Source organism: Pseudomonas sp. AC255, from assembly GCF_979258175.1.
In genome coordinates, this window is record NZ_OZ409841.1 from 4,283,622 (window position 1) to 4,309,758 (window position 26,137).

At 60.1% G+C, this 26,137-nt stretch carries 23 protein-coding genes and 3 pseudogenes; 12 read left to right on the forward strand and 14 right to left on the reverse strand.

The annotated features are described in order from the left end of the window. The first annotated feature begins 11 nt into the window (after nt 1-11). The 4 genes from folM (at nt 12) to ACZZ0K_RS19480 (ending at nt 1,889) form a co-directional block, all read left to right on the forward strand. Nucleotides 12-722 (forward strand): dihydromonapterin reductase, encoded by a 711-nt coding sequence (folM, locus tag ACZZ0K_RS19465; protein WP_258707611.1) that lies wholly within the window; start codon nt 12-14, stop codon nt 720-722. A gap of 72 nt (nt 723-794) precedes the next feature. Then, complete coding sequence (gene folX / locus ACZZ0K_RS19470) at nt 795-1,166, forward strand: dihydroneopterin triphosphate 2'-epimerase (RefSeq protein WP_016771653.1); 372 nt, start codon at nt 795-797, stop codon at nt 1,164-1,166. 95 nt (nt 1,167-1,261) lie between these two features. Further along, a complete protein-coding gene (locus ACZZ0K_RS19475) occupies nt 1,262-1,558 on the forward strand; it encodes a DUF1244 domain-containing protein (RefSeq protein ID WP_042607649.1) in 297 nt (98 codons plus the stop codon). Next, on the forward strand, nt 1,551-1,889 hold the full coding sequence (locus tag ACZZ0K_RS19480; RefSeq protein ID WP_258707610.1) for a HopJ type III effector protein: 339 nt from the start codon (nt 1,551-1,553) through the stop codon (nt 1,887-1,889). Before ACZZ0K_RS19475 ends, ACZZ0K_RS19480 begins: the two co-directional genes overlap by 8 nt. 188 nt (nt 1,890-2,077) lie before the next feature. On the opposite strand, the gene trxB is transcribed toward ACZZ0K_RS19480, so the two are convergent. Beyond that, nucleotides 2,078-3,040, reverse strand: a complete 963-nt coding sequence (gene trxB, locus ACZZ0K_RS19485) for a thioredoxin-disulfide reductase (protein ID WP_016771656.1) — start codon at nt 3,038-3,040, stop codon at nt 2,078-2,080. A 313-nt stretch (nt 3,041-3,353) separates the two neighbouring features. Here trxB and cysZ point away from each other — a divergent pair, with 313 nt between their 5' ends. Together cysZ and ACZZ0K_RS19495 are read left to right on the forward strand one after the other, a co-directional pair. Then, a complete protein-coding gene (cysZ, locus tag ACZZ0K_RS19490; RefSeq protein ID WP_038861129.1) occupies nt 3,354-4,106 on the forward strand; it encodes a sulfate transporter CysZ in 753 nt (250 codons plus the stop codon). 40 nt (nt 4,107-4,146) lie between these two features. Then, complete coding sequence (locus ACZZ0K_RS19495) at nt 4,147-5,346, forward strand: glycosyltransferase family 4 protein (protein ID WP_252868813.1); 1,200 nt, start codon at nt 4,147-4,149, stop codon at nt 5,344-5,346. 127 nt (nt 5,347-5,473) lie between these two features. Here ACZZ0K_RS19495 and ACZZ0K_RS19500 read toward each other — a convergent pair. The 3 genes and pseudogenes from ACZZ0K_RS19500 to ACZZ0K_RS19510 all read right to left on the reverse strand — a co-directional run bounded on the left by ACZZ0K_RS19500 (nt 5,474) and on the right by ACZZ0K_RS19510 (nt 7,878). Beyond that, nucleotides 5,474-6,576 (reverse strand): annotated as a pseudogene (locus tag ACZZ0K_RS19500) (NADH:flavin oxidoreductase). 211 nt (nt 6,577-6,787) lie between these two features. After that, nucleotides 6,788-7,269 (reverse strand): annotated as a pseudogene (locus ACZZ0K_RS19505) (glutathione peroxidase). 123 nt (nt 7,270-7,392) lie between these two features. Next, on the reverse strand, nt 7,393-7,878 hold the full coding sequence (locus ACZZ0K_RS19510) for an FKBP-type peptidyl-prolyl cis-trans isomerase (RefSeq protein ID WP_056782966.1): 486 nt from the start codon (nt 7,876-7,878) through the stop codon (nt 7,393-7,395). On the opposite strand from ACZZ0K_RS19510, the pseudogene ACZZ0K_RS19515 reads away from it, so the two are divergent. The 3 genes and pseudogenes from ACZZ0K_RS19515 to ACZZ0K_RS19525 all read left to right on the forward strand — a co-directional run bounded on the left by ACZZ0K_RS19515 (nt 7,847) and on the right by ACZZ0K_RS19525 (nt 11,225). After that, nucleotides 7,847-8,172 (forward strand): annotated as a pseudogene (locus tag ACZZ0K_RS19515) (DUF3565 domain-containing protein). The gene ACZZ0K_RS19510 and the pseudogene ACZZ0K_RS19515 overlap by 32 nt on opposite strands. Nucleotides 8,173-8,210: 38 nt before the next feature. Continuing rightward, the gene (gene pta / locus ACZZ0K_RS19520) at nt 8,211-10,322 is read left to right on the forward strand and encodes a phosphate acetyltransferase (protein ID WP_463559792.1); all 2,112 of its coding nucleotides are present in this window, start codon (nt 8,211-8,213) and stop codon (nt 10,320-10,322) included. Next, nucleotides 10,323-11,225 carry an acyltransferase gene (locus ACZZ0K_RS19525; protein WP_150742793.1) on the forward strand — a complete coding sequence of 301 codons (903 nt, stop codon included), beginning with the start codon at nt 10,323-10,325 and terminating at the stop codon, nt 11,223-11,225. A 170-nt stretch (nt 11,226-11,395) separates the two neighbouring features. Here the strand turns inward: ACZZ0K_RS19525 and cysN are convergent, their stop codons facing one another. From cysN to ACZZ0K_RS19540, 3 genes are all read right to left on the reverse strand, one after another. Continuing rightward, on the reverse strand, nt 11,396-13,294 hold the full coding sequence (gene cysN, locus ACZZ0K_RS19530) for a sulfate adenylyltransferase subunit CysN (RefSeq protein ID WP_073473760.1): 1,899 nt from the start codon (nt 13,292-13,294) through the stop codon (nt 11,396-11,398). Between the two features lie 9 nt (nt 13,295-13,303). Continuing rightward, a complete protein-coding gene (cysD, locus tag ACZZ0K_RS19535; protein ID WP_056782962.1) occupies nt 13,304-14,221 on the reverse strand; it encodes a sulfate adenylyltransferase subunit CysD in 918 nt (305 codons plus the stop codon). A gap of 249 nt (nt 14,222-14,470) precedes the next feature. After that, on the reverse strand, nt 14,471-15,229 hold the full coding sequence (locus ACZZ0K_RS19540) for a Nif3-like dinuclear metal center hexameric protein (protein WP_024011629.1): 759 nt from the start codon (nt 15,227-15,229) through the stop codon (nt 14,471-14,473). 104 nt (nt 15,230-15,333) lie between these two features. Here ACZZ0K_RS19540 and algW point away from each other — a divergent pair, with 104 nt between their 5' ends. The 3 genes from algW to ACZZ0K_RS19555 all read left to right on the forward strand — a co-directional run bounded on the left by algW (nt 15,334) and on the right by ACZZ0K_RS19555 (nt 19,417). Then, complete coding sequence (gene algW, locus ACZZ0K_RS19545; RefSeq protein ID WP_016770590.1) at nt 15,334-16,491, forward strand: Do family serine endopeptidase AlgW; 1,158 nt, start codon at nt 15,334-15,336, stop codon at nt 16,489-16,491. Between the two features lie 88 nt (nt 16,492-16,579). Beyond that, nucleotides 16,580-18,685: a TonB-dependent siderophore receptor gene (locus ACZZ0K_RS19550; protein WP_258707609.1), complete on the forward strand. Its 2,106-nt coding sequence runs from the start codon at nt 16,580-16,582 to the stop codon at nt 18,683-18,685. Between the two features lie 12 nt (nt 18,686-18,697). Further along, a complete protein-coding gene (locus ACZZ0K_RS19555; protein WP_150636110.1) occupies nt 18,698-19,417 on the forward strand; it encodes a DUF4198 domain-containing protein in 720 nt (239 codons plus the stop codon). An 834-nt stretch (nt 19,418-20,251) separates the two neighbouring features. Here ACZZ0K_RS19555 and hisC read toward each other — a convergent pair. From hisC to ACZZ0K_RS19590, 7 genes are all read right to left on the reverse strand, one after another. Continuing rightward, a complete protein-coding gene (hisC, locus tag ACZZ0K_RS19560; protein WP_258707608.1) occupies nt 20,252-21,304 on the reverse strand; it encodes a histidinol-phosphate transaminase in 1,053 nt (350 codons plus the stop codon). A 3-nt stretch (nt 21,305-21,307) separates the two neighbouring features. Further along, nucleotides 21,308-22,645, reverse strand: coding sequence for a histidinol dehydrogenase (gene hisD, locus ACZZ0K_RS19565; RefSeq protein WP_041477986.1), 1,338 nt, complete (start codon nt 22,643-22,645; stop codon nt 21,308-21,310). 126 nt (nt 22,646-22,771) lie between these two features. After that, nucleotides 22,772-23,407 (reverse strand): ATP phosphoribosyltransferase, encoded by a 636-nt coding sequence (gene hisG / locus ACZZ0K_RS19570; RefSeq protein WP_095180378.1) that lies wholly within the window; start codon nt 23,405-23,407, stop codon nt 22,772-22,774. A 128-nt stretch (nt 23,408-23,535) separates the two neighbouring features. After that, entirely contained in the window at nt 23,536-24,801 is a 1,266-nt protein-coding gene (gene murA, locus ACZZ0K_RS19575; protein ID WP_016771669.1) for a UDP-N-acetylglucosamine 1-carboxyvinyltransferase, read from the reverse strand. 22 nt (nt 24,802-24,823) lie between these two features. Then, nucleotides 24,824-25,063, reverse strand: a complete 240-nt coding sequence (locus ACZZ0K_RS19580) for a BolA family protein (RefSeq protein ID WP_016771670.1) — start codon at nt 25,061-25,063, stop codon at nt 24,824-24,826. A gap of 114 nt (nt 25,064-25,177) precedes the next feature. Beyond that, nucleotides 25,178-25,483: an STAS domain-containing protein gene (locus tag ACZZ0K_RS19585; protein WP_041477984.1), complete on the reverse strand. Its 306-nt coding sequence runs from the start codon at nt 25,481-25,483 to the stop codon at nt 25,178-25,180. After that, nucleotides 25,480-26,133 (reverse strand): MlaC/ttg2D family ABC transporter substrate-binding protein, encoded by a 654-nt coding sequence (locus tag ACZZ0K_RS19590; RefSeq protein ID WP_056782946.1) that lies wholly within the window; start codon nt 26,131-26,133, stop codon nt 25,480-25,482. Before ACZZ0K_RS19590 ends, ACZZ0K_RS19585 begins: the two co-directional genes overlap by 4 nt. Nucleotides 26,134-26,137 lie beyond the last annotated feature (4 nt).

Consider the following 26,137-nt stretch of genomic DNA (forward strand, 5'->3'; position numbering starts at 1 on the left):
GCGAGCCGCCCATGCCAGATTCCGCAGCCCCGATCCTCATCACCGGCGCCGGCCAGCGTGTCGGTTTGCACTGCGCGCAGCGCTTGATCGAGGATGGCCACCCGCTGATTTTCACTTACCGCACCGAGCGACCGGGCGTACAGGCCCTTCGCGATCTTGGCGCGACAGCGCTGTTCGCGGATTTTTCCAGTGAGGCAGGAATACTGGCCTTCATTGATTCACTGAAAGCGCACACCGACACTTTGCGCGCGATTGTGCACAACGCCTCCGAATGGCTGGCGGAAACCCAAGGCAGCGAAGCACAAGCCTTCAATCGCATGTTCAACATTCACATGCTCGCGCCTTACCTGATCAACCTGCACTGCGCCGAGTTGCTGCAGCGCTCGACGCCTGCCGACATCATCCACATCAGCGACGATGTCACCCGCAAGGGCAGCAGCAAGCACATCGGTTATTGCGCCAGCAAGGCCGGGCTCGACAGTCTGACCCTGTCGTTTGCCTCGCGCTTTGCGCCTGCCATCAAGGTCAACGGCATCGCTCCGGCGCTGCTATTGTTCAACCCCGACGATGACGCCGCCTACCGCAGCAAGGCGCTGGCCAAGTCCGCGTTGGGTATCGAGCCCGGCTGCGAGGTGATCTACCAGAGCCTGCGCTATCTGCTCGACAATCCCTATGTCACCGGCACGACCCTCACCGTCAACGGCGGACGGCACGTCAAATAGGCCGTCCCGCTTCAGCCGCGAGTCGAGTAAGATCCACCTGAACGCCTGCAATAGACTGGACGGAGCAAATCAATGCCACAACTTCAACCGGGAATGGCGCGCATCCGGGTCAAGGATCTGCGCCTGCGCACCTTTATCGGCATCAACGAGGACGAAATCCTCAACAAGCAGGATGTGCTGATCAACCTGACCATTCTGTACGCAGCGCAGGAGGCGGTGCGCGACAACGATATCGACCATGCGCTGAATTACCGCACCATCACCAAGGCAATCATCGCCCACGTCGAAGGCAACCGCTTCGCGCTGCTCGAACGCCTGACTCAGGAATTGCTCGACCTGGTGATGACCAATGCATCGGTGCTGTACGCCGAAGTCGAAGTCGACAAGCCCCACGCGCTGCGCTTCGCCGAATCGGTATCGATTACGCTCGCAGCGAGCCGCTAGCTTCAAGCCTCAAGCCGCAAGCTGTAAACTTTGCTCACAGACACCCATCTTGCAGCTTGAAGCTTGCCGCTTGAAGCTGTCTCGAAGAGACCCCCATGACTGATCAACAACGCCTTGAACTCGAAGCCGCCGCCTTTCGCCGACTGGTCGCCCACCTCGACAGCCGCAAGGACGTGCAGAACATCGACCTGATGAACCTTGCCGGGTTCTGCCGCAACTGCCTGTCGAAGTGGTACAAGGCCGAAGCCGACCAACGCCAGATCGATGTCAGCCTCGATGACGCCCGCGAAGTGGTGTACGGCATGCCCTACGCCGAGTGGAAAGCCCAATACCAGCAAGAAGCCAGCGCCGAACAGCAAGCGGCGTTTGCCAAAGGAAAACCCAATGACTGATCTGAACACCCTGCGCGCCAGCCTCAAGAGTGGCGAGCATGCTTTCGCCGACACCCTGGCGTTCATCGCCACCGGTTACGACTACCAGCCGCAAGCGTTCAACAACGGCGGCGTGGAAAACGCTGCCGGGCAGAACGAAGGCTCCTGCAAGACCCTGGGTCTGGCACTGCTGGAAGGTCTGAGTGATGAAGAAGCGCTGCTGGCGTTCGGCGAGCATTACCGTTCGGTGCTGGCGACGCCTGAGGGCAGCGATCACAGCAATATCCGCGCGTTGATCAAGCACGGCCTGGCCGGGGTGAAATTCACCGCACAACCCCTGACCCGCCGCTGATCCCAACAACCACACATACCCCCTGTGGGAGCGAGCCTGCTCGCGAAGACGGACTGACATTCATCGAAGATGTCGACTGATACACCGCTTCGCGAGCAGGCTTGCTCCCACACTGGATGCGTAGCGACTGCGAATCTTGGGCACAAAAAAACCGGCCAATCTGGCCGGTTTTTTTGTGCCCTGCGGTCTTAGAACGTGGCGTTCTGCAGGCCGTCCAGGTAGCGCTCGGTGTCCAGTGCCGCCATGCAACCGGCGCCGGCCGAGGTGATGGCCTGACGGTAAACGTGGTCAGCCACGTCACCGGCAGCGAAGATGCCTTCGACGCTGGTGGCCGTCGCATTGCCTTCGCGGCCGCCCTGCACAACCAGGTAACCGTCTTTCAGGGTCAACTGGCCTTCGAACAGCGAAGTGTTCGGGGTGTGGCCGATGGCGATGAACACGCCGTCGACTTTGATTTCGTCGAAGCTGCCATCGTTATTGCGCAGACGCGCACCGGTGACGCCCATGTTGTCGCCGAGGACTTCGTCCAGGTTGGCGTTCAACTTGAGGATGATCTTGCCTTCAGCCACACGGGCGTTGAGCTTGTCGATCAGGATCTTCTCGGCGCGGAAGGTTTCGCGACGGTGGATCAGAGTCACGGTGCTGGCGATGTTGGCCAGGTACAGCGCTTCTTCGACAGCGGTGTTGCCACCGCCAACCACAGCGACCGGCTTGTTGCGGTAGAAGAAACCGTCGCAGGTCGCGCAGGCGGACACGCCTTTGCCCATGAACGCTTCTTCCGACGGCAGGCCCAGGTAGCGAGCGCTGGCGCCGGTGGCGATGATCAGAGCATCACAGGTGTAAACCGCGCTGTCGCCGGTCAGGGTGTACGGCTTGGCAGCGAAGTCCACGGCGTTGATGTGATCGAAAACGATCTCGGTCTCGAAACGCTCGGCGTGCTCGCGCATGCGCTCCATCAGCACCGGGCCGGTCAGACCATGAACATCACCCGGCCAGTTGTCGACTTCGGTGGTGGTGGTCAGTTGACCGCCAGCCTGCATGCCGGTGATCAGCAGTGGCTTGAGGTTGGCGCGGGCCGCGTAGACCGCAGCGCTGTAACCGGCGGGGCCGGAACCGAGAATGATCACTCGCGAATGACGGACTTCAGACATGAATCTGCTCCTGTTGGCCGGCCATGAAAAAATCTGGCGCGGACGCCGGACGGCCGGCGGAATAAAAAAGGACCGTGGACACCTTGGGGAAGGCTTGAACTCGACAGTCCTGTAAAAAGTTGGGTGCAGCGTATCGAGGGGGGCAAGATTAAGGAAATACGGTTTAACAATCCAGCTCATAGGTGGTCTCTATGCCGAGACGCTGACGAGATAGACCTCTTTGTTACAGTGAATGTCGATTGCTCTGCCGCGCTTTCGCCGCTGTGGCAAAGCCGGTAACGTCGGCGCGTTTTCCCTTGCTTCGGAGCACCTTATGCCCGCCCCTGTTCTGTCAGGCCCGCAATACCTGCGCGAAGGCCTCAAACTGGTCCTGAGCCCTGGCCTGCGCCTGTTCGTGTTGTTGCCGCTGGCTATCAACCTGGTGCTGTTCGTCGGATTGATCTATCTGGCCGGCCACCAGTTCAGCCTGTGGGTCGACACGCTGATGCCGTCGTTGCCTGAATGGCTGAGTTTCCTCAGCTATATCCTCTGGCCGCTGTTCGTGGTCCTCGTGGCCTTGATGGTGTTTTTCACCTTCACCATGCTCGCCAACATCATTGCCGCACCGTTCAACGGCTTCCTTGCGGAAAAAGTCGAAGTGGTGGTGCGCGGTACCGATGATTTCCCGGCGTTCAGTTGGGGCGAACTGATCGCGATGATCCCGCGCACCCTTTCCCGGGAAATGCGCAAGCTCGGCTACTTCCTGCCGCGTGCGATAGGTCTGTTTATTCTTTCGTTTATCCCGGTGGTAAATATCGTCGCCGCGCCGTTATGGCTGCTGTTCGGCGTGTGGATGATGGCCATCCAGTACATCGACTACCCGGCGGACAACCACAAACTCGGCTGGAACGAGATGCTCGCCTGGCTGCGGCAGAAGCGCTGGCAGAGCATGAGTTTTGGCGGGATCGTCTATCTGGTGTTGCTGATTCCGGTGGTCAACATCCTGATGATGCCGGCGGCGGTAGCCGGGGCGACGTTGTTCTGGGTGCGTGAACGTGGTGCCGAAAATCTGGTGATACAGCACTGACCGCGTCACAAATCCATCATCCAAATGTCACAACGTCGACATGGCCTCAGCCGACACTGAGGTCATGACGACAGCTCTACATATCACCCTCATCAGCGAAACCTTCCCACCGGAAATCAACGGCGTGGCCAATACCCTTGGCCGCTTGTGCGAGGGTTTGCGCGCACGAGGGCATCAGGTGGAGCTGGTGCGCCCGCGCCAGGCCGGTGATCCACAACGCAGCGAAGACGATGCACTGTTGCTGTGTCGCGGATGGCCGCTGCCGGGCTATCCGGGGCTGCAATGGGGCCAGTCGTCGATGCATAAACTGCTGCGGCGCTGGAAACGCCAGCGCCCCGATGTGCTGTACATCGCCACGGAAGGCCCGCTGGGATTGTCAGCACTGCGCGCCGCACGGCGCCTGGGGATTGCGGTGGTGAGCGGCTTTCACACCAACTTCCAGCAATACACCAGCCAGTACGGCCTCGGTCTGCTGACGCGGATGCTTACCCACTACCTGCGCTGGTTTCACAATCGTTCGGCAATGACTTTGGTGCCGAGCGCCAGTCAGCGCCTGGAGTTGGAGCGGCGGCATTTCGAGCGGCTGGCGTTGTTGTCGCGGGGTGTGGACAGCCAGTTGTTTCATCCGAGCAAACGTCAGAGCGCGTTGCGTGAGCAATGGGGGCTCTCTGACACGGATATCGCGGTCATCCACGTAGGAAGGCTCGCCCCGGAGAAAAATCTGGGCCTGCTCAAACGCTGCTTTGAAACCCTGTGTGAGACTTATCCACAGCGCCATCTGAAGCTGATCGTGGTCGGTGACGGCCCGCAGCGTTCGGCGCTGGAAAAAGAATTGCCGGAAGCGATCTTCTGCGGCGCGCAGCGGGGTGAAGTACTGGCGGCGCACTATGCCTCAGGGGATCTGTTTGTATTTCCCAGCCTCACCGAAACTTTCGGCAATGTGGTGCTGGAAGCCCTGGCTTCGGGACTTGGCGTTATTGCTTATGACCAGGCAGCGGCGGCGCAGCATATTCGCCATGGCTACAACGGCGTTTCGGCAATGCCCGGCGATGAGCAGGCGTTTTGCGAAGCGGCGGCGTGGTTGCTGGAGGAAGATGAACGGTTGCGTTGTGTGCGGCTGAATGCGCGGCAGCATGGCAGTCGCCAGGGCTGGGCGGCGATTATCGAGCAATTCGAGGGGTATTTGCGGGGGGCTTGTGTGGGGGAGTTGGTGGTGCCTGGGGCTCAGACACAACCATAGATTTGCGTCGACATAGAAACAGCGTTCGCGAGCAGGCTCGCTCCCACATGGACACCGCATTCCGTCATATGAAATGCAGTAGAGGGTGGGAGCGAGCCTGCTCGCGAAAAGGTCGAACTGGCGCTGCTTAAACCAGGGTCATCAACGCCTCACGACTGAACGGCAGAATATCCTGCTCACGCCCTTCACGGACTTTCTGCGCCCAGTCTGGATCAACCAGCAGCGCGCGCCCCACTGCTACCAGGTCGAACTCTTCTTTGTTCAGACGCTCCAGCAGATTTTCCAGGCTGGCCGGTTGCGCGACCTTGTCGGTGTTGACCATGAACTGCAGGAACTCGCCGTCCAGGCCGACGCTGCCCACGGTGATGGTCGGTTTGCCGGTCAGCTTGCGTGTCCAGCCAGCAAGGTTCAGATCCGAGCCGTCGAACTCCGGCTCCCAGAAACGTCGGGTCGAGCAGTGGAAAATGTCCACGCCAGCGTCAGACAGCGGCTTGAGAAACTCGCTCAGCGCTTCGGGTGTTTGCACCAGACGCGCGGTGTAATCCTGCTGCTTCCACTGCGAGAAGCGGAAGATGATCGGGAAACCCTCACCGACAGCCGCGCGTACTGCTTGAATCAATTCGATGGCAAAACGCGAACGGTTGGCCAGGCTGCCACCGTATTCATCGCTGCGCTGATTGCTGCCTTCCCAGAAGAACTGGTCGATCAGATAGCCGTGGGCGCCATGGATTTCCACACCGTCCATACCGATGCTTTGCGCATCTTTGGCAGCCTGGGCAAACGCAGCGATCACGTCCTGAATGTCCTGTTTGGTCATGCCGTGAACCACGACCTGACCGTCCTTGAGTTTTTCCGACGGACCGTAGCCCGGCACGCTGGCGTCCGGCTCGGTGCCGAGGCGGCGTACGCTGCCGACATGCCACAGTTGCGGGACGATCTTGCCGCCCTCGGCGTGCACGGCGTCGACAACTTTTTCCAGCCGGCCAGCGGCGCTTCACCGAAAAACTGCGGCACGTTTGGATAGCCATTGGACGCGATGTGGCCGACCGTGGTGCCTTCGGTGATGATCAGACCAACCCCGGCGGCCGCACGACGACGGTAGTACTCGATGACTTTGGAATTCGGCACGCCGCCCGGGGAGAACGAGCGGGTCATTGGCGCCATGACGACGCGGGTCGGCAGTTCGAGGGCACCGAGGTGGAACGGTTTGAACAGGGCTTGAACAGGCATCGAGAGGCTCCACGAAAACGTTGGCTACAGGCATGAATCGATATGACGCCGATAATATTAAGAGTCGAGAGCTCTGAACAGCATTATTGATTTTGGTGATTAAGGATCAAAAGATTGAAAAGCAAAAGATCGCAGCCTTCGGCAGCTCCTACACGAGATTGGTGTTCTCCCTGTAGGAGCTGCCGAAGGCTGCGATCTTTGATGCTGCTTTTCAGCCCAGCGCTTTTTCAATCGCATGCACGATCGTCGGATCATCCGGCGCCGTGCGCGGCGAGAACCGCGCCAGCACCCGGCCGTCCTTGCCGAGCAGAAACTTCTCGAAATTCCAGGTGATGTCGCCGGGAAACTCGGCGCCCTCGCCCGCCAGCAGGCGATACAACTGATGCCGTTCGTGGCCGTTGACTTCGAGTTTGCTCGCCAACGGGAACGTCACGCCATAGTTGAGGCTGCAGAATTCCTGGATTTCCTTTTCCGAGCCTGGCTCTTGACCGGCAAACTGGTTGCACGGCAGGCCCAGCACAGTGAAGCCTTTGGCCTTGTATTGCTGGTAGAGGTTTTCCAGTGCCGCGTACTGGGGGTCAAGCCGCATTTGGAGGCCACGTTGACCACCAGCACGACTTGGCCCTTGAACGGCGCCAGCGGTAGCTCCTGACCATCCAGGCCGGTCAACTTAAGGTCGTGAAAAGCACTCATGCCGAACTCCAGGATTCTCGTGTTCTACTCGAAACAGCCACTTGGCGAGGCCACCAAGGACAGCCGCGGACTAAAAAGGCGCCCACAGGCGCCTCTCCAGTACTCGAAGCTTAGCGCAGAAAATCAGTGGTGATGGCCACCTTCGCCATGGACGTGACCATGAGCGATTTCTTCCTGGCTGGCGTCACGGATATCAACGATCTTCACCTTGAAGTTCAGGCGCTGACCGGCCAGAGGGTGGTTGCCATCAACGGTGACGTCGTCGCCGTCCAGGTCACGAATGGTGACGATCTGCATCTGGCCGTCCGGCGCCGAAGCGTGGAACTGCATGCCGACTTCCAGCTCGTCAACGCCTTCGAACATGCTGCGGCTCAGGGTGCTGACCAGCTCGGCGGCGTATTCGCCGTAAGCATCTTCCGGCTCAACGGCCACTTCCAGCTCGTCGCCGACAGCTTTGCCTTCCAGGGCTTTTTCCAGGCCCGGGATGATGTTGCCTGCACCTTGCAGGTAAACCAGCGGAGCGCCGCCGGCGGAGCTGTCGATGACCTCACCAGCGTCGTTGGTCAGGGTATAGTCGATGGAGACAGCCTTATTGGCGGCGATCAGCATGGGGCGAGACCTTTTGCATAAGAATATAGAAAGGCCAAGTTTAGCGAAGCAATCGCGTGAAAGCGACCACAACCCGGACAAACGGGTTTCGACCATCACCGGCTTCCATCAGGACGAAGAAGGCCATTGGGTGGTCGAGCTTTCCTGTGGCCACACCCAGCACCTGCGCCACCAGCCGCCGTGGCAAACCCGCGCCTGGGTCCTGGATCCGGCGCAACGTATTGAAAAACAGGTCAACCCTTTGCCTGCGGTTGGTGTGCACAAGGCTCGGTTAGCGATAACCTTGGCGACTGAATTTCGGTAGTCGGCCAGACATAGGCTGACACCCTTGCATAGAGAATTCCCATGCAAACTTTTTTATCGCCCCCACCGATTTTGGCGTGGGTCTGACCTCCATCAGCCTCGGGCTGGTGCGCACGCTTGAACGCGCCGGGCTCAAAGTCGGCTTCTTCAAACCGATCGCCCAGCCGCACCCCGGCGACACCGGCCCTGAGCGATCCACCGAACTGGTGGCGCGCACCCACGGTCTGAAACCGCCGCAGCCGTTAGGCCTGGCGCACGTTGAACGCATGCTCGGCGACGGTCAGCTCGACGAACTGCTCGAAGAAATCATCGCCCTGTATCAGCAAGCGGCGGTCGGCAAAGACGTGCTGGTGGTCGAAGGCATGGTGCCGACCCGCAGCGCCAGTTACGCCGCGCGGGTCAATCTGCACCTGGCCAAGAGTCTGGATGCCGAGGTGATTCTGGTCTCGGCGCCGGAAAACGAAGTGCTCGCCGAGCTTTCTGGCCGTGTCGAGCTTCAGGCTCAATTGTTCGGTGGCCCGAAAGATCCGAAAGTCCTCGGAGTGATCCTTAACAAGGTCAAGACCGACGAGAGCATGGACGCCTTCGCCACGCGTCTGAAGGAGCATTCGCCGTTGCTGCGCAGCGGTGATTTCCGCTTGCTTGGCTGCATCCCGTTTCAGCCGGAACTCAATGCGCCGCGCACCCGCGACGTCGCCGACCTGATGGGCGCGCAAGTGCTCAACGCGGGCGACTACGAAACCCGGCGCATGAGCAAAATCATCATTTGCGCACGAACCATGCGCAACACCGTCGAACTGCTCAAGCCTGGTGTGCTGGTGGTGACACCGGGCGATCGCGACGACATCATCCTCGCCGTCAGCCTCGCGGCGATCAACGGTGTGCCTCTGGCCGGCCTGCTGCTGACCAGCGACACCCTGCCCGACCCGCGCATCATGGACCTGTGCCGAGGCGCCTTGCAGGCCGGTCTGCCGGTGTTGTCGGTGAGCACCGGCTCGTATGACACTGCCAATCTGCTCAATGGCCTGAACAAGGAAATCCCGATCGATGACCGCGAGCGCGCGGAGATCATCACTGATTTCGTCGCCAGCCACCTCGACGCCAACTGGCTGCACCAGCGCTGCGGCACGCCTCGGGAGATGCGCCTGTCGCCGGCGGTGTTCCGCTACCAATTGATCCAGCGCGCGCAAGCGGCGAACAAGCGCATCGTGTTGCCCGAAGGCAGCGAGCCGTTCACCGTGCAAGCGGCGGCGATCTGTCAGGAACGCGGGATCGCCCGCTGCGTATTGCTGGCCAAACCCGAAGACGTCGAAGCGGTCGCCCGTGCCCAAGGCATCGTGCTGCCGCCGGGTCTGGAAATCCTTGACCCGGACCACATCCGCGAGCGCTACGTCGAGCCGATGGTCGCCCTGCGCAAGAGCAAAAGCCTCAACGCACCGATGGCCGAGCAACAACTGGAAGACACCGTGGTGATCGGCACCATGATGCTGGCGCTGGACGAGGTCGACGGTCTGGTTTCGGGTGTGATCAACACCACCGCCAACACCATCCGTCCGGCCTTGCAACTGATCAAGACCGCACCGGGCTGCACGCTTGTGTCGTCGGTATTCTTCATGCTGTTCCCGGAAGAAGTGCTGGTCTACGGCGACTGCGTGATGAACCCGCACCCGAGCGCTGTCGAACTGGCCGAGATCGCCCTGCAAAGCGCTGACTCGGCGGCCGCATTCGGCATCACCCCACGGGTGGCGATGATCAGCTATTCCAGCGGCGAATCGGCGCGCGGTGAAGAAGTCGAGAAAGTCCGCGAGGCGACCCTGCTCGCCCATGAGCAACAAAACTCGCTGTTGATCGACGGCCCGTTGCAATACGACGCCGCCGCCAACGCCGACGTCGCGCGGCAACTGGCGCCGAACAGTCAGGTCGCCGGGCGCGCCACGGTGTTTGTGTTCCCCGATCTGAACACCGGCAACACCACGCACAAAGCCGTACAACGCAGCGCCGATTGCGTCAGCCTCGGGCCGATGCTGCAAGGCCTGCGCAAACCGGTGAACGACCTGCCGCGCGGCGCGCAAGTCGATGACATCGTCTACACCATCGCGCTCACCGCGATTCAAGCCGCCAACCGACCTATGGATGTATAAATGCTGGATTTTCTACCCGCCCCCGTGCGCGGCGTGATCGCCTCGCTGCTGTTGGCGCTCAACACGATTCTGCTGTGCTCGTTCCTGTTCTGTGTGGCGCTGGTCAAGGCCCTGCCGTTTGCCTTTACCCAGCGCATTGCCGGTTGGCTGATGAGCCACACCCACGAGGCGTGGATCAGCAATAACAAAGCCTGGATGAATCTGGTTCGGCGCACCCGCTGGCACGTCAGCGGCCTGCAAGGCCTCGACTATCAGCACTCGTACCTGATCACCAGCAACCACCAGAGCTGGGTGGATATTCTGGTGCTGCAATACGTGCTCAACCGCAAGATCCAACCGCTGAAGTTTTTCCTCAAGCAGGAGCTGATCTGGGTGCCGGTGATTGGTCTGGCCTGGTGGGCGCTGGGCTTTCCGTTCATGAAGCGCTACTCCAAGGCGTACCTGGAAAAACACCCGGAGAAGAAAGGCAAGGACCTGGAAACCACGCGCAAGACCTGCGCGAAATTCCGCCATAACCCGGTGGGGATTTTCAACTTCGTCGAAGGCACACGCTTCACCGAAGGCAAGCATGCGCAGCAGCAGTCACCGTTCAAGTACCTGCTCAAGCCCAAGGCCGGCGGGATCGCCTTTGTGCTGGATGCGATGGGCGAACAGCTGGAGTCGATCGTCAACGTGACGATTCATTATCCAGCGGGGCGTCCAGGGTTCTGGGATTTGCTCTGCGGCAATGTGCGCGATGTGGTGGTGCATTTTGAGGAAATCAAAATCCCGCCGGCATTCATCGGCAAGAACTACGACCAGGACGGCGAGTATAGATTGCAGTTCCAGGGCTGGATCAATCAGCTGTGGCTGGACAAGGATGCGTTGCTGGAGCAGATGCACCGCGAATTTCCTCCAGTATGATCGTTCCCACGCTCCGCGTGGGAATGCAGCCCGGACGCTCCGCGTCCCTGCCGAAGCGGACGCGGAGCGTCCAATGAGGCATTCCCACGCGGAGCGTGGGAACGATCACCCAACACTAAAAAGCCCGCCGATGATCACTCATCGGCGGGCTTTTCATTAGTGCCTAACGCTTATATCGCGCCACGCTGACGCAACAGCTCCAGCACTTGCTTGACGCTTTCTTCCAGACTCAGCGACTGCGTGTCGATCACCAGATCGGCATTGAGCGGCACGTCGTACGGGAAGGATTCGCCCGGGATGTTGTCGCCACCAGCAGCGTACAGCCCTTGCGGATCACGCTCGGCGCACACGGTCGGCGAGGCCTGCACGTAGACCGTCAGCAAGCGATCCTTGCCGATCAGTTCCTTGGCCTGCTCGCGACCTTCGGCACTTGGCGCGACGAACGCGGCCAGGGTCAGCAGCCCCGCTTCGTTGAACTGACGCGCCACGTGCGCGGCACGACGCCAGTTCTCGGTACGCCCGGCGCGATCCTGTGGCAGACCTTTGTTCAAGTCATGACGCAGGTTCTGGCCATCGAGTACAAACACCGCGCGGCCCATGTCGAACAGCTTGCGCTCGACCGCATACGCCAGGGTGCTTTTACCCGCGCCGGACAGGCCGCTGAACAGCACGGTGGCCGGTTGCTGGCCGAAGCGCTGGGCGCGTTCTTCGGTCGCCACGTGGGCCAGTTTGCCGTGGTGGGTGGCAGTGCCATGCGCTACAGGCTGAGCGACGATCATGCCGGCGCCAACGGTGCCGTTGGTCAGGCGATCGATGACGATGAATGCGCCGGTGGTGCGGTTGCTCTCGTAACCGTCGAGGGCGATCGGCGCGTCGAGCGCGATCTTCACCTTGCCGATTTCGTTGAGCTGCAACGCGCTCGCCGGGCCTTCTTCCAATGTGTTCACGTCGACCTTGTTGACGATGCTGGCGATGGAGCCCGGCACGTAACTGGTGGCGCGTTTGATGTCGTATTTCTTGCCCGGCAGCATCGGCTCTTCAGCCATCCACACCAGCATCGCTTCGAAGCTGTCGGTGACCGGTGGCACGTTGTCGGCATGCACCAACAGGTCGCCACGGGAGATGTCGATTTCGTCTTCCATGGTCAGGGTTACCGCCTGACCTGGACCTGCGTGCTCCAGTTCACCTTCGAAGGTGACGATGGATTTCACGCGGCTGCTCTTGCCCGACGGCAGCACCACGACTTCGTCGCCCTTGTGCACGATGCCGCTGGCCAGGGTGCCGGCGAAACCACGGAAATTCAGGTTCGGACGGTTGACGTACTGCACCGGGAAACGCAGATCGGTGAAGTTGCGATCGCCCGCCACTTCCACTGTCTCGAGAATTTCCATCAGCGACTGGCCGGTGTACCACGGCGAGCGCTCGGACTTGTTCACCACGTTGTCGCCTTTAAGGGCAGACATCGGCACGAAGTGCATGCTGGTCGGCTTCATCTTCAAGCCTTCGGCGAACTTCAGGTAGTCGGCCTTGATCGACTCGAACACGCCTTCGTCGAAGTCCTTCAAGTCCATCTTGTTGATGGCAACGACGATGTGTTTGATGCCCAGCAACGAAGCGATGAAGCTGTGGCGACGGGTCTGGGTCTGCACGCCGTAACGGGCGTCGACCAGAATGATCGCCAGGTCACAGGTGGACGCACCGGTGGCCATGTTGCGGGTGTACTGCTCATGGCCGGGGGTGTCGGCGATGATGAATTTGCGCTTGGCGGTGGAGAAATAGCGGTAAGCGACATCAATGGTGATGCCCTGCTCACGCTCGGCCTGCAGACCGTCGACCAGCAATGCCAGGTCGATGTCGTCACCGGTGGTGCCGACTTTCTTCGAATCGCGGGTGATCGCTTCGAGGTGATCTTCGTAGATCATCTTCGAGTCGTGCAGCAGGCGCCCGATCAGGGTGCTCTTGCCGTCATCGACGTTACCGCAGGTCAAAAAGCGCAGCAGCTCTTTACGTTCGTGCTGGCCCAGGTAGGCGAGGATGTCCTCGCTGATCAAATCAGAAACATGCGACATGACAGCCCCTTAGAAATAGCCTTGACGTTTTTTGTCTTCCATCGAGCCTGCGCCATCGTGGTCGATGACCCGGCCCTGGCGCTCGGAAGTTCGCGTCAGGAGCATTTCCTGAATGATGTCCGTCAGGCTTTCGGCCTCGGACTCCACCGCGCCCGTCAACGGGTAGCAGCCAAGGGTGCGGAACCGCACTTTCTTTTTCACGATGCGCGCTTTGTCTTCTTCGGACAGGTGCTCGAGGATGCGCTCGTCGTCGATCATGATCAGCGTGCCGTTCTTCTCGATCACTTCGCGTTCGGCGGCAAAGTACAGCGGCACGATCGGGATGCCTTCGAGGTAGATGTACTGCCAGATATCCAGTTCGGTCCAGTTCGACAACGGGAACACACGGATGGATTCGCCCTTGTTGACCTTGCCGTTGTAGACGTTCCACAGCTCGGGACGCTGGTTTTTCGGGTCCCAGCGGTGTTTGCTGTCGCGGAACGAGTACACGCGCTCTTTGGCGCGGGATTTCTCTTCATCGCGACGGGCGCCGCCGAACGCTGCGTCGAAACCATGCTTGTCGAGTGCCTGTTTCAGGCCTTCGGTTTTCATGATGTCGGTGTGCTTGGCGCTGCCGTGGGTGAACGGGTTGATGTTCTGCGCCACGCCATCGGGGTTGATGTGGGTAATCAGGTCCAGGCCCAAGTCTTCGACCATCTTGTCGCGGAACTTGTACATTTCCTGGAATTTCCAGCGGGTGTCGACGTGCATCACCGGAAACGGCAGTTTGCCCGGGAAGAACGCCTTGCGTGCCAGGTGCAGCATCACGGCGGAGTCTTTACCGATGGAGTACAGCATCACCGGGTTATCGAACTCGGCGGCCACCTCGCGGATGATGTGGATGCTTTCCGCCTCCAGCTGTTTCAGATGCGTCAGTTTGTCGACCATGGCTACTCACGAAAGCTTTCTTATGAACGGCCAGCGGGCCGTGTTCGAGCGAGGAATCCTAGCACAGCGACCTCTTCTAATCAGGACGCCAACTAGATCGAAAGGGTATATGAATATGCCCACCAGTTCGGCCGTCAGGGCCGAACGTGGGAGCGAGCCTGCTCGCGAAGGCGGAGTGTCAGGCACCTTTGTATTGAAGGTCTGACGCCTTCGCGAGCAGGCTCGCTCCCACAGGAGTTTGCGGTGAGCTCAGATCGGGTTTGGGCAATCGATGAAGATGTGCTCAAGGGCAAAGCGCTTCGCCAGATACTCGCCCAGCGCCTGCACGCCATAGCGTTCGGTGGCGTGATGGCCGGCGGCGATGAAGCTGATGTCGTTTTCCCGCGCACTGTGGAAAGTCTGCTCGGAGGCCTCGCCACTGATGAACAGATCGACCCCCGCCGCCACGCCCTGATCGATATAACCCTGGCCACCGCCAGTGCACCAGCCGACGCGGCGGATCATGCCGCTGCCTTCGATCAGCAGCGGCTCGCGGCCCATGACTTCCTGCACCTTGCGCGCGAAATCCCGTGCGGTCATCGGCTCATTCAGCGAACCGACCAGCCCGACGACTTTCGGGTTGCTCGGGTCCAACGGCCCTTCAACAGTGATGTCGAGCTGACGCGCCAGTTGCACGTTGTTGCCAACGTCCGGGTGCAGATCCAGCGGCAGGTGATAAGCGAGCAGACTGATGTCGTGCTTGAGCAAGGTTTTCAAGCGGCGCTGTTTCATGCCGGTGACGCAGGGGTTTTCGCCTTTCCAGAAATACCCGTGATGGACCAGGATCAGGTCGGCCTCGGCTTCGACGGCGGCGTCCAATAAAGCCTGGCTGGCGGTGACGCCACTGACGATGCGCATCACTTGCGGGCGGCCTTCGACCTGTAATCCGTTGGGGCAATAATCGGCAATTTTCGCACTGCCCAGGTAACGGTCGGCTTCTTCGACGAGGGTGCTGAGGGCAACGGCCATGAAAGACTCCTAAATATCCCGTTCAGAGGCGCGCGCGGCCTCGTATAATGCGCGACATTATGGGCGGTCTGACCTCGCCTGCAACCTTTCCAGGAACGTGCTTAATGCTCAAGGCGCTGCGTTTTTTTGGCTGGCCGCTGTTGGCCGGTGTGCTTATCGCTCTGTTGATTATTCAGCGTTACCCCGAGTGGGTCGGGCTGCCGAGCCTCGACGTCAATCTGCAACAGGCGCCACAGACCACGATCGTGCAACAGGGGCCGGTGTCCTATGCGGATGCGGTGGGCATCGCCGCGCCGTCGGTGGTCAACCTGTACACCACCAAGGTCATCAACAAACCGGCGCATCCCTTGTTCGAGGATCCGCAGTTCCGCCGCTTCTTCGGTGACAATTCGCCGAAACAGAAGCGCATGGAATCGAGCCTCGGTTCCGGGGTAATCATGAGCCCGGAAGGCTACATCCTCACCAACAACCACGTCACCAGCGGCGCCGACCAGATTGTCGTGGCATTGAAGGACGGTCGCGAAACACTCGCACGGGTGATTGGCAGCGATCCTGAGACTGACCTGGCTGTCCTGAAGATCGACCTGAAAAACCTCCCGGCAATCACCGTCGGCCGCTCCGACAGCATTCGCATCGGTGACGTCGCGCTCGCTATCGGCAACCCGTTCGGCGTCGGTCAGACCGTGACCATGGGCATCATCAGCGCCACCGGCCGCAATCAGTTGGGCCTGAACAACTACGAAGACTTCATCCAGACCGATGCGGCGATCAACCCGGGCAACTCCGGCGGTGCGCTGGTCGATGCCAACGGCAACCTCACCGGAATCAACACGGCGATCTTTTCCAAGTCCGGCGGCTCGCAAGGGATCGGATTTGCCATTCCGGTGAAACTGGCGATGGAAGTGATGAAGTCGATCATTGAGCACGGCCAGGTGATTCGTGGCTGGCTGGGCATCGAAGTACAACCGCTGACTCAGGAACTGGCGGAGTCGTTTGGCTTGTCCGGGCGTCCGGGGATTGTCGTCGCGGGGATCTTCCGTGACGGCCCGGCGCAGAAAGCCGGCCTGCAACTGGGCGATGTGATTCTGAGCATCGATGGCGAGCCCGCCGGCGATGGTCGCCGCTCGATGAACCAGGTGGCGCGGATCAAACCGACCGACAAGGTGACAATTCAGGTCATGCGCAACGGCAAGGAACTGAAGCTGACGGCTGAAATCGGCCTGCGTCCACCACCGGCACCGGTGAAAGAAAAAGAAGAGTAAAAATGTTTTCGCGCCAACGGCGCGAATAGCAGACATTCTCAACGGACATGTTATATTGTTTCAATTCTAGCAATTGGAACAACATAACATGTCGTCTCGCAAAAAGGCCTCACTGTTGGGCCTGACTCTGGGTTTGCTCTGCGATCCCGCCTTCGCCGATGAGCCGCAGCCCGTTGAGCTGGAAGCCATCAGCGTCACCTCCGACTACGAATCACCCACCGGCCCGGTCAGCGGTTATCGCGCGACTCGCTCCGCCAGTGCGACCAAAACCGACACGGCGATTCGCGATATTCCGCAAGCCATCAGCGTGGTCCCGGCCAGTGTGCTCTCGGATCTGGGCAGCAGCAGCGTGGAACGTGCACTGGATTTTGCTGGCGGCGTATCGAAGCAGAACAACTTCGGCGGCCTGACCCTTTACGAATACAGCGTGCGCGGCTTCACCACGTCCGAGTTCTACAAGGACGGTTTCAGCGCCAATCGCGGTTACCCGAGCACGCCGGATGCGGCCAATATCGAGCGCATCGAAGTGCTCAAAGGCCCGGCCGCCAGCCTTTACGGTCGGGGCGATCCTGGCGGCACGGTAAACATCGTCACCAAGAAACCGCAGCCAGAAGCGTTCACCACCCTGCAAACCAGCGCCGGAAGTTGGGACCGCTACCGCACCGCGCTGGACGTCAACACACCCCTCGATGATCAGGGCGATGTGCTCTCGCGCATCAACCTCGCCGTAGAAGACAACAACAGCTTTCGCGACCACGTCGACAGCCAGCGGGTCTTCGTTGCGCCCTCGATCAGTTGGCAGTTGAGCCCGGACACATCGCTGCTGGTGGAGAGCGAAATCGTCCGTCACAACTCGACGTTCGATCGTGGCGTTGTGGCGCCGAACAACAAATGGAGCGGCGTATCGCGCTCGACGTTCTTGGGCGAGCCCAACGACGGCAACATCGACAACCACAACAACCTGCTCCAGGCCACTCTTGAACACCATCTGAACGACAGCTGGAAACTGCGTCTGGCCAGCCACTACAAGGAAGGCAAGCTCTGGGGCGACGCCTCGGAACAGAGGGCGCTGAACGCCGACGGCCATACGGTCAACCGCCGCTTGCGCGAACGCGATACGAATTGGCACGACAGCATCACCCAACTGGAACTGCGCGGTCTGTTCGACCTCGGGCCGTGGCAGCATGAATTGCTGATCGGCACCGAGTACGAGAATTACCGCAAGGACGAACGCGTCACCACCATTGCTGGCGGCCCCTACGCCATCGACATCTATAAGCCGGTCTACGGCCAGCCGAAACCCAACGGCGCACGCTCGGGCACCGACTTCTTCGAACACGTCGAAAGTCATGCGCTGAATCTGCAGGACCAGATCATCTTCACCGACAAGTTGCGCGGCATGGTCGGCGCGCGCTTCGAGCATTTCGATCAGCGCATCGACGATCACAGCCGCAACGCCAAAAGCCAACAGCGCCACGACGCACTGACTCAACGCGCCGGCCTGCTCTATCAGCTCACGCCGAACACCGGCCTGTTCGCCAACGCCTCGACCTCGTTCAAACCGAACAACGGCCTGGATGCTTCCGGCAAATCCTTCGACCCGGAAGAAGGCGTCGGTTATGAACTGGGAATCAAGAACGAGCTGTTCGATGAGCGGGTGAGCAGCACCCTCGCCTTCTTCCACATCGACAAGGAAAACGTCCTCGCCCTTGATCCGGGCACTGACACCAGCCGCGCGATGGGCAAGGCGCGCAGTCAGGGTTTCGATTGGCAAGTGAGCGGCCAGGTGACCGACGCGATACGGGTCATCGGCGCCTTCGCCTACATCGACGCCGAGGTGACCAAGGGCGACGCGACCATTGCCACCGGCAGCCGCATCCTCGGCGTGGCCAAACGCAGCGGCAGTCTGCTGGGTGTTTATGAATTTCAGGATGGCCGTCTGCGCGGTTCAGACGTCGGCGCAGCGTTCACCTACGTCGGCGATCGCTCGGGCGAATCCGGCAGCGACTTCGAATTGCCGGCCTACCAGACCGTGGATTTGCTCGCACATTACAAGGCCAGCGACACCGTCACGGTCGGCCTGAATCTGAACAACATCTTCGACGAAAAATACTACGAGCGCTCCTACAGCAACTACTGGGTCAACCCCGGCGAGCCGCGCAATTTCACCGTCAGCCTGACACTCAACCTGTAAAAGGACGTCACCATGCACTACGGCAAATCCCTTCTGCTCATCGCTGCGCTATTCACCGGCCAAGTGTCGGCCCACGGCCTGTGGACAGAGGAACGACGCGGCAACATCGAGGTGGTCTACGGTCACGGCGCCGAAGACAACGCCTTCAAGGCACAAAAAGTCAGCGGTGCCTGGGCTTATGACGCAAGCGGCAAAATGATCCCGGTCAGCGTCGAGCGCCTGGCCGATCATGCCCGTTTGAAACCATTGAAGCCGCCGGCGCTGATGGCCGTGGCGCTGAACAATGGCATGTGGTCGCAGACGGCGGACAAGAAGTGGATCAACGAAGGACGCAGCAAAGTGCCCGGCGCTACCGAGGCCACGCAGACCTTCAAGTACAGCCTGTCGATCTATCAGCCGGGGGCGAAATTGCCGAAACTGGACCAGATCAAACTGCTGATCCTGCCGGAGGTCGATCCGCTGACGGTCGGGCCGGGCAAATCGTTACCGGTGCGGGTGCTGCTCGATGGCAAACCGGCGGCAGGGGTGAAGTTGATTGGCGACTATCGCAGCGCGCCCAACACCCTGAGCACCGAGACCGACAAGGATGGGCGTGCGCAGGTGCTGGTGCGTAATGAAGGGTTGAATGTGATTGCGGCGCAGGTTGAAGTGCCGGTGAAGGACAGTGTGGATGTGGACAGTCGTGGGTTGTTCAGTTCGCTGACATTCGTTGGCGAGCCGCATCACGAATAAAAGCACACCCTCACCCCAGCCCTCTCCCGGCGGGAGAGGGGGCCGACCGAGTTGTCTTGCGGGATACATCGACCTGAAAGACCGAGTTGATTATGGATTCAATACAAATCGTTCAAGTCGGTGAACCTCTGCAATATTCCCCATTCAGTCCCCTCTCCCTCTGGGAGAGGGAGCCGACCGAGTTGTCTTGCGGGATACATCGACCTGAAAGACCGAGTTGATTATGGATTCAATACAAATCGTTCAAGTCGGTGAACCTCTGCAATATTCCCCATTCCCTCTGGGAGAGGGAGCCGACCGAGTTGTCTTGCGGGATACATCGACCTGAAAGACCGAGTTGATTATGGATTCAATACAAATCGTTCAAGTCGGTGAACCTCTGCAATATTCCCATTCAGTCCCCTCTCCCTCTGGGAGAGGGGGCCGACCGAGTTGTCTTGCGGGATACATCGACCTGAAAGACCGAGTTGATTATGGATTCAATACAAATCGTTCAAGTCGGTGAACCTCTGCAATATTCCCCATTCAGTCCCCTCTCCCTCTGGGAGAGGGAGCCGACCGAGTTGTCTTGCGGGATACATCGACCTGAAAGACCGAGTTGATTATGGATTCAATACAAATCGTTCAAGTCGGTGAACCTCTGCAATATTCCCATTCAGTCCCCTCTCCCTCTGGGAGAGGGAGCCGACCGAGTTGTCTTGCGGGATACATCGACCTGAAAGACCGAGCTGATTATGGATTCAATACAAATCGTTCAAGTCGGTGAACCTCTGCAATATTCCCCATTCAGTCCCCTCTCCCTCTGGGAGAGGGCTAGGGTGAGGGGCTTTGCTTTTAGAGGTCGCCAAGGCCGTCGATCAACGCCTGATTCTGCTCCGGCGTACCCACCGATATCCGCAAGAACTGCGCAATCCGTTCCTGCTTGAAGTGCCGCACGATCACGCCCTGCTCGCGCAGCTTGGCCGCCATGCCCGCCGCATCATGCTGCGGGTGGCGAGCGAAGATGAAGTTGGCCGCCGACGGCAGCACTTCAAAGCCTTTAGCCTGCAACTGCGCCACCACCCATTCGCGGCTCTCGATCACCTGACGACAGGTCTTGTCGAAATACTCGCGTTCGGCAAACGCCGCCGCCGCGCCGACAATCGCCAGACGATCCAGTGGATAGGAGTTGAAGCTGTTCTTGATCCGCTCCAGCGCCTCGATCAGATCCGGGTGCCCTACCGCCAGACCGACACGCAGGCCGGCCAGCGAGCGTGACTTGGACAGCGTCTGCGTCACCAGCAGGTTCGGATAGCGGTCCACCAGACTGATCGCCGTCTCGCCACCGAAGTCAATGTACGCCTCGTCGACGACTACGACCGAATCAGGACTGGCCTTGAGGATTTGCTCCACCGCGTCCAGCGCCAGCAGGCATCCGGTCGGGGCGTTCGGGTTGGGAAAAATGATCCCGCCATTCGGTTTGGCGTAGTCGGCCGGGTTGATCTGGAATTGCGCATCCAGTGGCACCGCATCGAATTCAATGCCGTACAGACCGCAGTAGACCGGATAGAAGCTGTAGCTGATGTCCGGGAACAGCAGCGGCTGATCGTGTTGCAGCAGACCGTGGAAGATGTGCGCGAGCACTTCGTCCGAACCGTTGCCAAGGAACACCTGACTGGTTTGCACGCCGTAATATTCGGCCACGGCGTTTTTCAGCAGATCACTGTTCGGGTCCGGGTACAGGCGCAGGTTGTCGTTGAGCTCGGCTTGCATCGCCGCCAGCGCTTTTGGCGACGGGCCATACGGATTTTCGTTGGTATTGAGCTTGACCAGTTTGGTCAGCTTCGGCTGTTCGCCCGGCACGTAGGGCACCAGATCCTTGACGAACGGGCTCCAGAATTTACTCATCGCTCAGTTCCCCTGCCCTTTCAGAAAGTCTTGGTCTTTGATGCGGTATTCGGCGCTGCGCGCGTGGGCGCTCAGCGATTCACCACGGGCCAGTACCGATGCAGTTTTGCCCAGTTCGGAAGCGCCGGCCTCGGAGCAGAAGATGATCGACGAGCGCTTCTGGAAGTCGTAGACGCCAAGCGGCGAGGAGAACCGCGCGGTGCCGGAAGTCGGCAACACGTGGTTCGGACCGGCGCAGTAATCGCCCAACGCTTCGGAAGTGTGGCGGCCCATGAAGATCGCACCGGCGTGACGAATCTGCGGCAGCCAGGCTTGTGGATCAGCGACCGACAACTCCAGGTGTTCCGGGGCGATACGATTGGCGACTTCGATGGCCTGGGCCATGTCAGTGACCTGGATCAGCGCACCACGGCCATTGATCGAAGTTTCGATGATGGTCGCGCGGTCCATGGTCGGCAGCAATTTATCGATGCTCGCGGCTACCTTGTCGAGGAACTCGGCGTCCGGGCTGACCAGAATCGCTTGCGCGTCTTCGTCGTGCTCGGCCTGGGAGAAGAGGTCCATGGCGATCCAGTCCGGATCGGTCTGGCCGTCGCACACCACAAGAATTTCCGAAGGGCCGGCAATCATGTCGATGCCGACCTGGCCGAACACATGGCGCTTGGCGGTAGCGACATAGATATTGCCCGGGCCGACAACCTTGTCGACACGCGGCACGCTTTCGGTGCCGTACGCCAGTGCGGCAACCGCTTGCGCGCCGCCGATGGTGAACACGCGGTCGACACCGGCGATGCAGGCAGCGGCCAGCACCAGCTCGTTGATTTCACCGCGCGGGGTCGGCACGACCATGACCACTTCGGTCACGCCGGCGACCTTGGCCGGAATCGCGTTCATCAATACCGACGACGGATACGAGGCCTTGCCGCCCGGCACGTAAAGGCCTGCGCGATCCAGTGGCGTGACTTTCTGGCCGAGCACCGTGCCGTCAGCCTCGGTGTAGCTCCAGGAATCCTGCTTCTGTTTTTCGTGATAGCTGCGCACGCGGGCGGCGGCTTTTTCCAAGGCCTCGCGTTGCGGCACCGTGATGCGGGTCAGGGCCAGTTCGAGACGCTCGCGCGGCAGGATCAGATCGGCCATCGAGGCGACTTCAAGACCGTCGAACTTCTGGGTGAACTCGACCAGCGCCGCGTCACCGCGCTCGCGCACAGCCTTGATGATGTCGAGCACGCGCTGATTGACCGAGTCGTCAGACACACTTTCCCAGCTCAGCAGATGATCCAGATGATGCGCGAAATCCGGGTCAGCAGCGTTGAGTCGGCGAATTGCAGTCGGTGCGGTCATAGCGAGAGCCTCATAGGAATTGGCAAAAAACTCAGGCGCCCGAAACTAGCATTCGATCCGCTTGGGCACCTGAGAATTCTGGCTATGAGGCGGATAGACGGCGCGGCCTCGGGCCGCGCTGGTAGATCAGCCGCGGTGTCGCGATTCCACTGCGTTGCGCAGGGTGTCGATCAACGCCTGGATTCGGGCGTGCTGCATTTTCATTGAAGCCTTGTTGACCACCAGACGCGAGCTGATCGTGGCGATCAGTTCCTGTGGCTCCAGGCCGTTGGCGCGCAGGGTGTTACCGGTGTCGACCACGTCGATGATCTTGTCGGCCAGCCCGATCAGCGGCGCCAGTTCCATCGAGCCGTACAGCTTGATGATGTCGACCTGACGGCCCTGCTCGGCGTAATAACGCTTGGCAACGTTGACGAACTTGGTCGCCACGCGCAGACGGCCCTTGGGCTCGACCGCGCCGATCTTGCCGGCGGTCATCAACTTGCACTGGGCGATCTGCAGGTCCAGCGGCTCGTAGAGGCCCTGGCCGCTGTATTCCATCAGCACGTCCTTACCGGCGACGCCGAGGTCGGCCGCGCCATGCTCGACATAAGTCGGCACGTCGGTGGCACGCACAATCAGCAGACGCACGTCGTCCTGGGTCGTGGGAATGATCAGCTTGCGGCTCTTGTCCGGATTCTCGGTCGGCACGATGCCCGCTTCAGCGAGAAGCGGCAGAGTGTCGTCAAGGATGCGGCCCTTGGACAGTGCGATGGTCAACATGGGAAACGTCAGTCCTTATCAAGGTACTCATGCCCGGTCGCAATCGGCGCCGGACACACATCGAGGGTGCGTACACCCTCGACTCGAAACGAATTCAGTGGACACGTCCCTGTGTCCCGATGCAGCGATCAGCCCGGAACGCGACGGATCTTGGCACCCAGCATTTGCAGTTTTTCTTCGATGCACTCGTAACCACGGTCTATGTGGTAGATGCGGTCGATCAGCGTGTCGCCTTCGGCTACCAGCGCCGAGATCACCAGACTGGCCGATGCGCGCAGGTCGGTGGCCATGACTGGCGCGCCCTTGAGCTTCTCGATACCGGTGACGATGGCAGTGTTGCCTTCAACCTGGATATGCGCGCCCATGCGGTGCAGCTCGTACACGTGCATGAAGCGGTTTTCGAAGATTGTCTCGATCACCGCACCAGTACCTTCGGCAATGGCGTTGAGCGAGATGAACTGGGCCTGCATGTCGGTCGGGAACGCCGGGTACGGCGCGGTGCGCACGTTGACCGCCTTCGGGCGCTTGCCGTGCATGTTCAGCTCGATCCAGTCTTCACCGCAGGTGATTTCCGCACCGGCCTCACGCAGCTTTTCCAGTACCGCTTCGAGGATGGTCGGATCGGTGTCCTTGACCTTGACGCGGCCACCGGTGACGGCAGCAGCGACCAGATAGGTGCCGGTTTCGATACGGTCAGGCATGACTTTGTAGAAAGCCGAACCCAGACGCTCGACGCCATCAATTGTGATGGTGTCGGTGCCAGCGCCGGAAACCTTGGCGCCCATGGCATTGAGGAAGTTCGCCAAGTCGACTACTTCAGGCTCGCGCGCGGCGTTCTGCAACACGCTGCGACCTTTGGCCAGCGCAGCGGCCATCATGATGTTCTCGGTACCGGTCACGCTGACGGTGTCGAAGAAGAAGTGCGCGCCGCGCAAGCCACCTTCAGGTGCCTTGGCCTTGATGTAGCCGCCTTCGACGTCGATGACCGCGCCCATGGCTTCCAGACCGCGGATGTGCAGGTCGACCGGACGCGAACCGATGGCGCAACCGCCAGGCAGTGCGACTTCGGCTTCACCGAAACGCGCGACCATCGGGCCGAGTACAAGGATCGACGCACGCATGGTTTTCACCAGTTCGTACGGCGCGATCAGGGTCTTGATGGTGCGCGGGTCGATTTCGACGCTGAGCTTCTCGTCGATTACCGGCTCAATGCCCATGCGCCCGAACAGCTCGATCATGGTGGTGATGTCGTGCAGGTGCGGCAGGTTGCCAACGGTGACCGGGCCATCGCACAGCAAGGTCGCGGCCAGAATCGGCAGGGCGGAGTTCTTCGCGCCGGAAATGCGGATCTCGCCATCAAGACGAGCGCCACCGGTAATAATCAATTTATCCATTAGTATCTCGACGCCCTAGGGCTCAGGTGCGCTCGGCCCAGGCCGCGCGGCTGAAAAATTTCATAGTGACCGCATGGATGCTGCCATCGGTGATCCATGGGTTCAAATGGGCATAGACCTGCTGCTGACGCTTCACCGGGCTCAACGCCGCCAGTTCATCGCTAATCACGTTCAGCTGGAAGTTGCAGCCTTCGCCCTCAACTTCTACCAGCGTTCCTGGCAGCTTTCCTTCAAGGAAGCTCTTCACTTCTACGGCCTGCATGCTCAACCTCAATCGGCGCCCTGTGCGCACGGGTCGGACATCATACAAAAAAGCCCCGCGCCTGCGAACCCCGCAACGCAGGACTCTGACGGGGGCTTCTTTATAGATGATGGTTCAGGGTTGCGCCAACAGTTCGGTCAGTTCACTGACCTGAGCGATTTGGCGCATGTCTTCAGGCATCGCACGGATGCTGACGGCCTTGCCGGCCGCCTGCGCATCGCGCATGAAGCACAGCAGCAACGACAGGCCGACGCTGCTGGACTTCTGCACCGCCGAACAATCGATGACCAGCGCGGACGCCTTGCTCGACTTGATCAGCGCCTGCCCTTCCTTGCGCAGCTCAGGCCCGGTGCGGTAATCCAGCACGCCGCTGAGCACCAGCTCGTCGACATCACTCATACGAACTGCCGCCTCACTCATTGCGCTGGCTTCGCGGCGGCTTTGTCGGTTTCCTGCTTGGCCTTGGCCACTTCACCGGCCCAGCCATCGATGGTCTTGTCCAGATCGTTGCCATTGCGTTGCATGGCGTCGGCGAACTGGTCACGGAACAGCTTGCCGATGTTGATGCCGTTGATGATCACGTTGCGCAGTTTCCACTCGCCGCTGATCTTCTCAAGCGTGTACTGCACCGGATAGATCGCGCCATTGCTGCCCTTGACGGTCATGTTGACGCTGGTGCGGTCGCCCGATTCGTCTTTGGCCGGGTCAACCGTGATGCCCTGGTTGTTGTATTCCAGCAGAGCGTTGCCATAGAACTGGAACAGACCGCGCTTGAAGTTTTCCTGAAAGCGCTGCATCTGCTCAGGCGTGGCCTTGCGCGAATACTTCACGGTCATGATGCTTTTGGAGATACCCTCGGCATCCACCACTGGCCCCACAATGTTGTTGAGCGCCGCATAGAAATCCTGCGGATCCTGCTTGTACTTCTCTTTGTTTGCCTGCAAGTCGGCAAGCATCCGGTTCGTGGTGTCCTGAATCAGGTCATGAGCCGATTGCCCCGGTGCAGCGTTAGCCATCAACGGCAGGGCCGCGAGCAACACCAACAGGCCACGTCGCAAGATAGAGATCATTCAA

Bases quoted from the DNA above. Each gene is read 5' to 3' on its own strand.
- hisC (WP_258707608.1), bottom strand. From the start codon at position 21,304: ATGAGTAAATTCTGGAGCCCGTTCGTCAAGGATCTGGTGCCCTACGTG.
- ACZZ0K_RS19555 (WP_150636110.1), top strand. From the start codon at position 18,698: ATGCACTACGGCAAATCCCTTCTGCTCATCGCTGCGCTATTCACCGGC.
- ACZZ0K_RS19525 (WP_150742793.1), top strand. From the start codon at position 10,323: ATGCTGGATTTTCTACCCGCCCCCGTGCGCGGCGTGATCGCCTCGCTG.
- ACZZ0K_RS19495 (WP_252868813.1), top strand. From the start codon at position 4,147: ATGGCCTCAGCCGACACTGAGGTCATGACGACAGCTCTACATATCACC.
- trxB (WP_016771656.1), bottom strand. From the start codon at position 3,040: ATGTCTGAAGTCCGTCATTCGCGAGTGATCATTCTCGGTTCCGGCCCC.
- folX (WP_016771653.1), top strand. From the start codon at position 795: ATGCCACAACTTCAACCGGGAATGGCGCGCATCCGGGTCAAGGATCTG.
- ACZZ0K_RS19585 (WP_041477984.1), bottom strand. From the start codon at position 25,483: ATGAGTGAGGCGGCAGTTCGTATGAGTGATGTCGACGAGCTGGTGCTC.
- ACZZ0K_RS19550 (WP_258707609.1), top strand. From the start codon at position 16,580: ATGTCGTCTCGCAAAAAGGCCTCACTGTTGGGCCTGACTCTGGGTTTG.
- ACZZ0K_RS19475 (WP_042607649.1), top strand. From the start codon at position 1,262: ATGACTGATCAACAACGCCTTGAACTCGAAGCCGCCGCCTTTCGCCGA.
- ACZZ0K_RS19480 (WP_258707610.1), top strand. From the start codon at position 1,551: ATGACTGATCTGAACACCCTGCGCGCCAGCCTCAAGAGTGGCGAGCAT.
- cysZ (WP_038861129.1), top strand. From the start codon at position 3,354: ATGCCCGCCCCTGTTCTGTCAGGCCCGCAATACCTGCGCGAAGGCCTC.
- ACZZ0K_RS19580 (WP_016771670.1), bottom strand. From the start codon at position 25,063: ATGCAGGCCGTAGAAGTGAAGAGCTTCCTTGAAGGAAAGCTGCCAGGA.
- ACZZ0K_RS19510 (WP_056782966.1), bottom strand. From the start codon at position 7,878: ATGCTGATCGCCGCCAATAAGGCTGTCTCCATCGACTATACCCTGACC.
- cysN (WP_073473760.1), bottom strand. From the start codon at position 13,294: ATGTCGCATGTTTCTGATTTGATCAGCGAGGACATCCTCGCCTACCTG.
- folM (WP_258707611.1), top strand. From the start codon at position 12: ATGCCAGATTCCGCAGCCCCGATCCTCATCACCGGCGCCGGCCAGCGT.
- hisD (WP_041477986.1), bottom strand. From the start codon at position 22,645: ATGACCGCACCGACTGCAATTCGCCGACTCAACGCTGCTGACCCGGAT.
- ACZZ0K_RS19590 (WP_056782946.1), bottom strand. From the start codon at position 26,133: ATGATCTCTATCTTGCGACGTGGCCTGTTGGTGTTGCTCGCGGCCCTG.
- ACZZ0K_RS19540 (WP_024011629.1), bottom strand. From the start codon at position 15,229: ATGGCCGTTGCCCTCAGCACCCTCGTCGAAGAAGCCGACCGTTACCTG.
- algW (WP_016770590.1), top strand. From the start codon at position 15,334: ATGCTCAAGGCGCTGCGTTTTTTTGGCTGGCCGCTGTTGGCCGGTGTG.
- murA (WP_016771669.1), bottom strand. From the start codon at position 24,801: ATGGATAAATTGATTATTACCGGTGGCGCTCGTCTTGATGGCGAGATC.
- hisG (WP_095180378.1), bottom strand. From the start codon at position 23,407: ATGTTGACCATCGCACTGTCCAAGGGCCGCATCCTTGACGACACTCTG.
- cysD (WP_056782962.1), bottom strand. From the start codon at position 14,221: ATGGTCGACAAACTGACGCATCTGAAACAGCTGGAGGCGGAAAGCATC.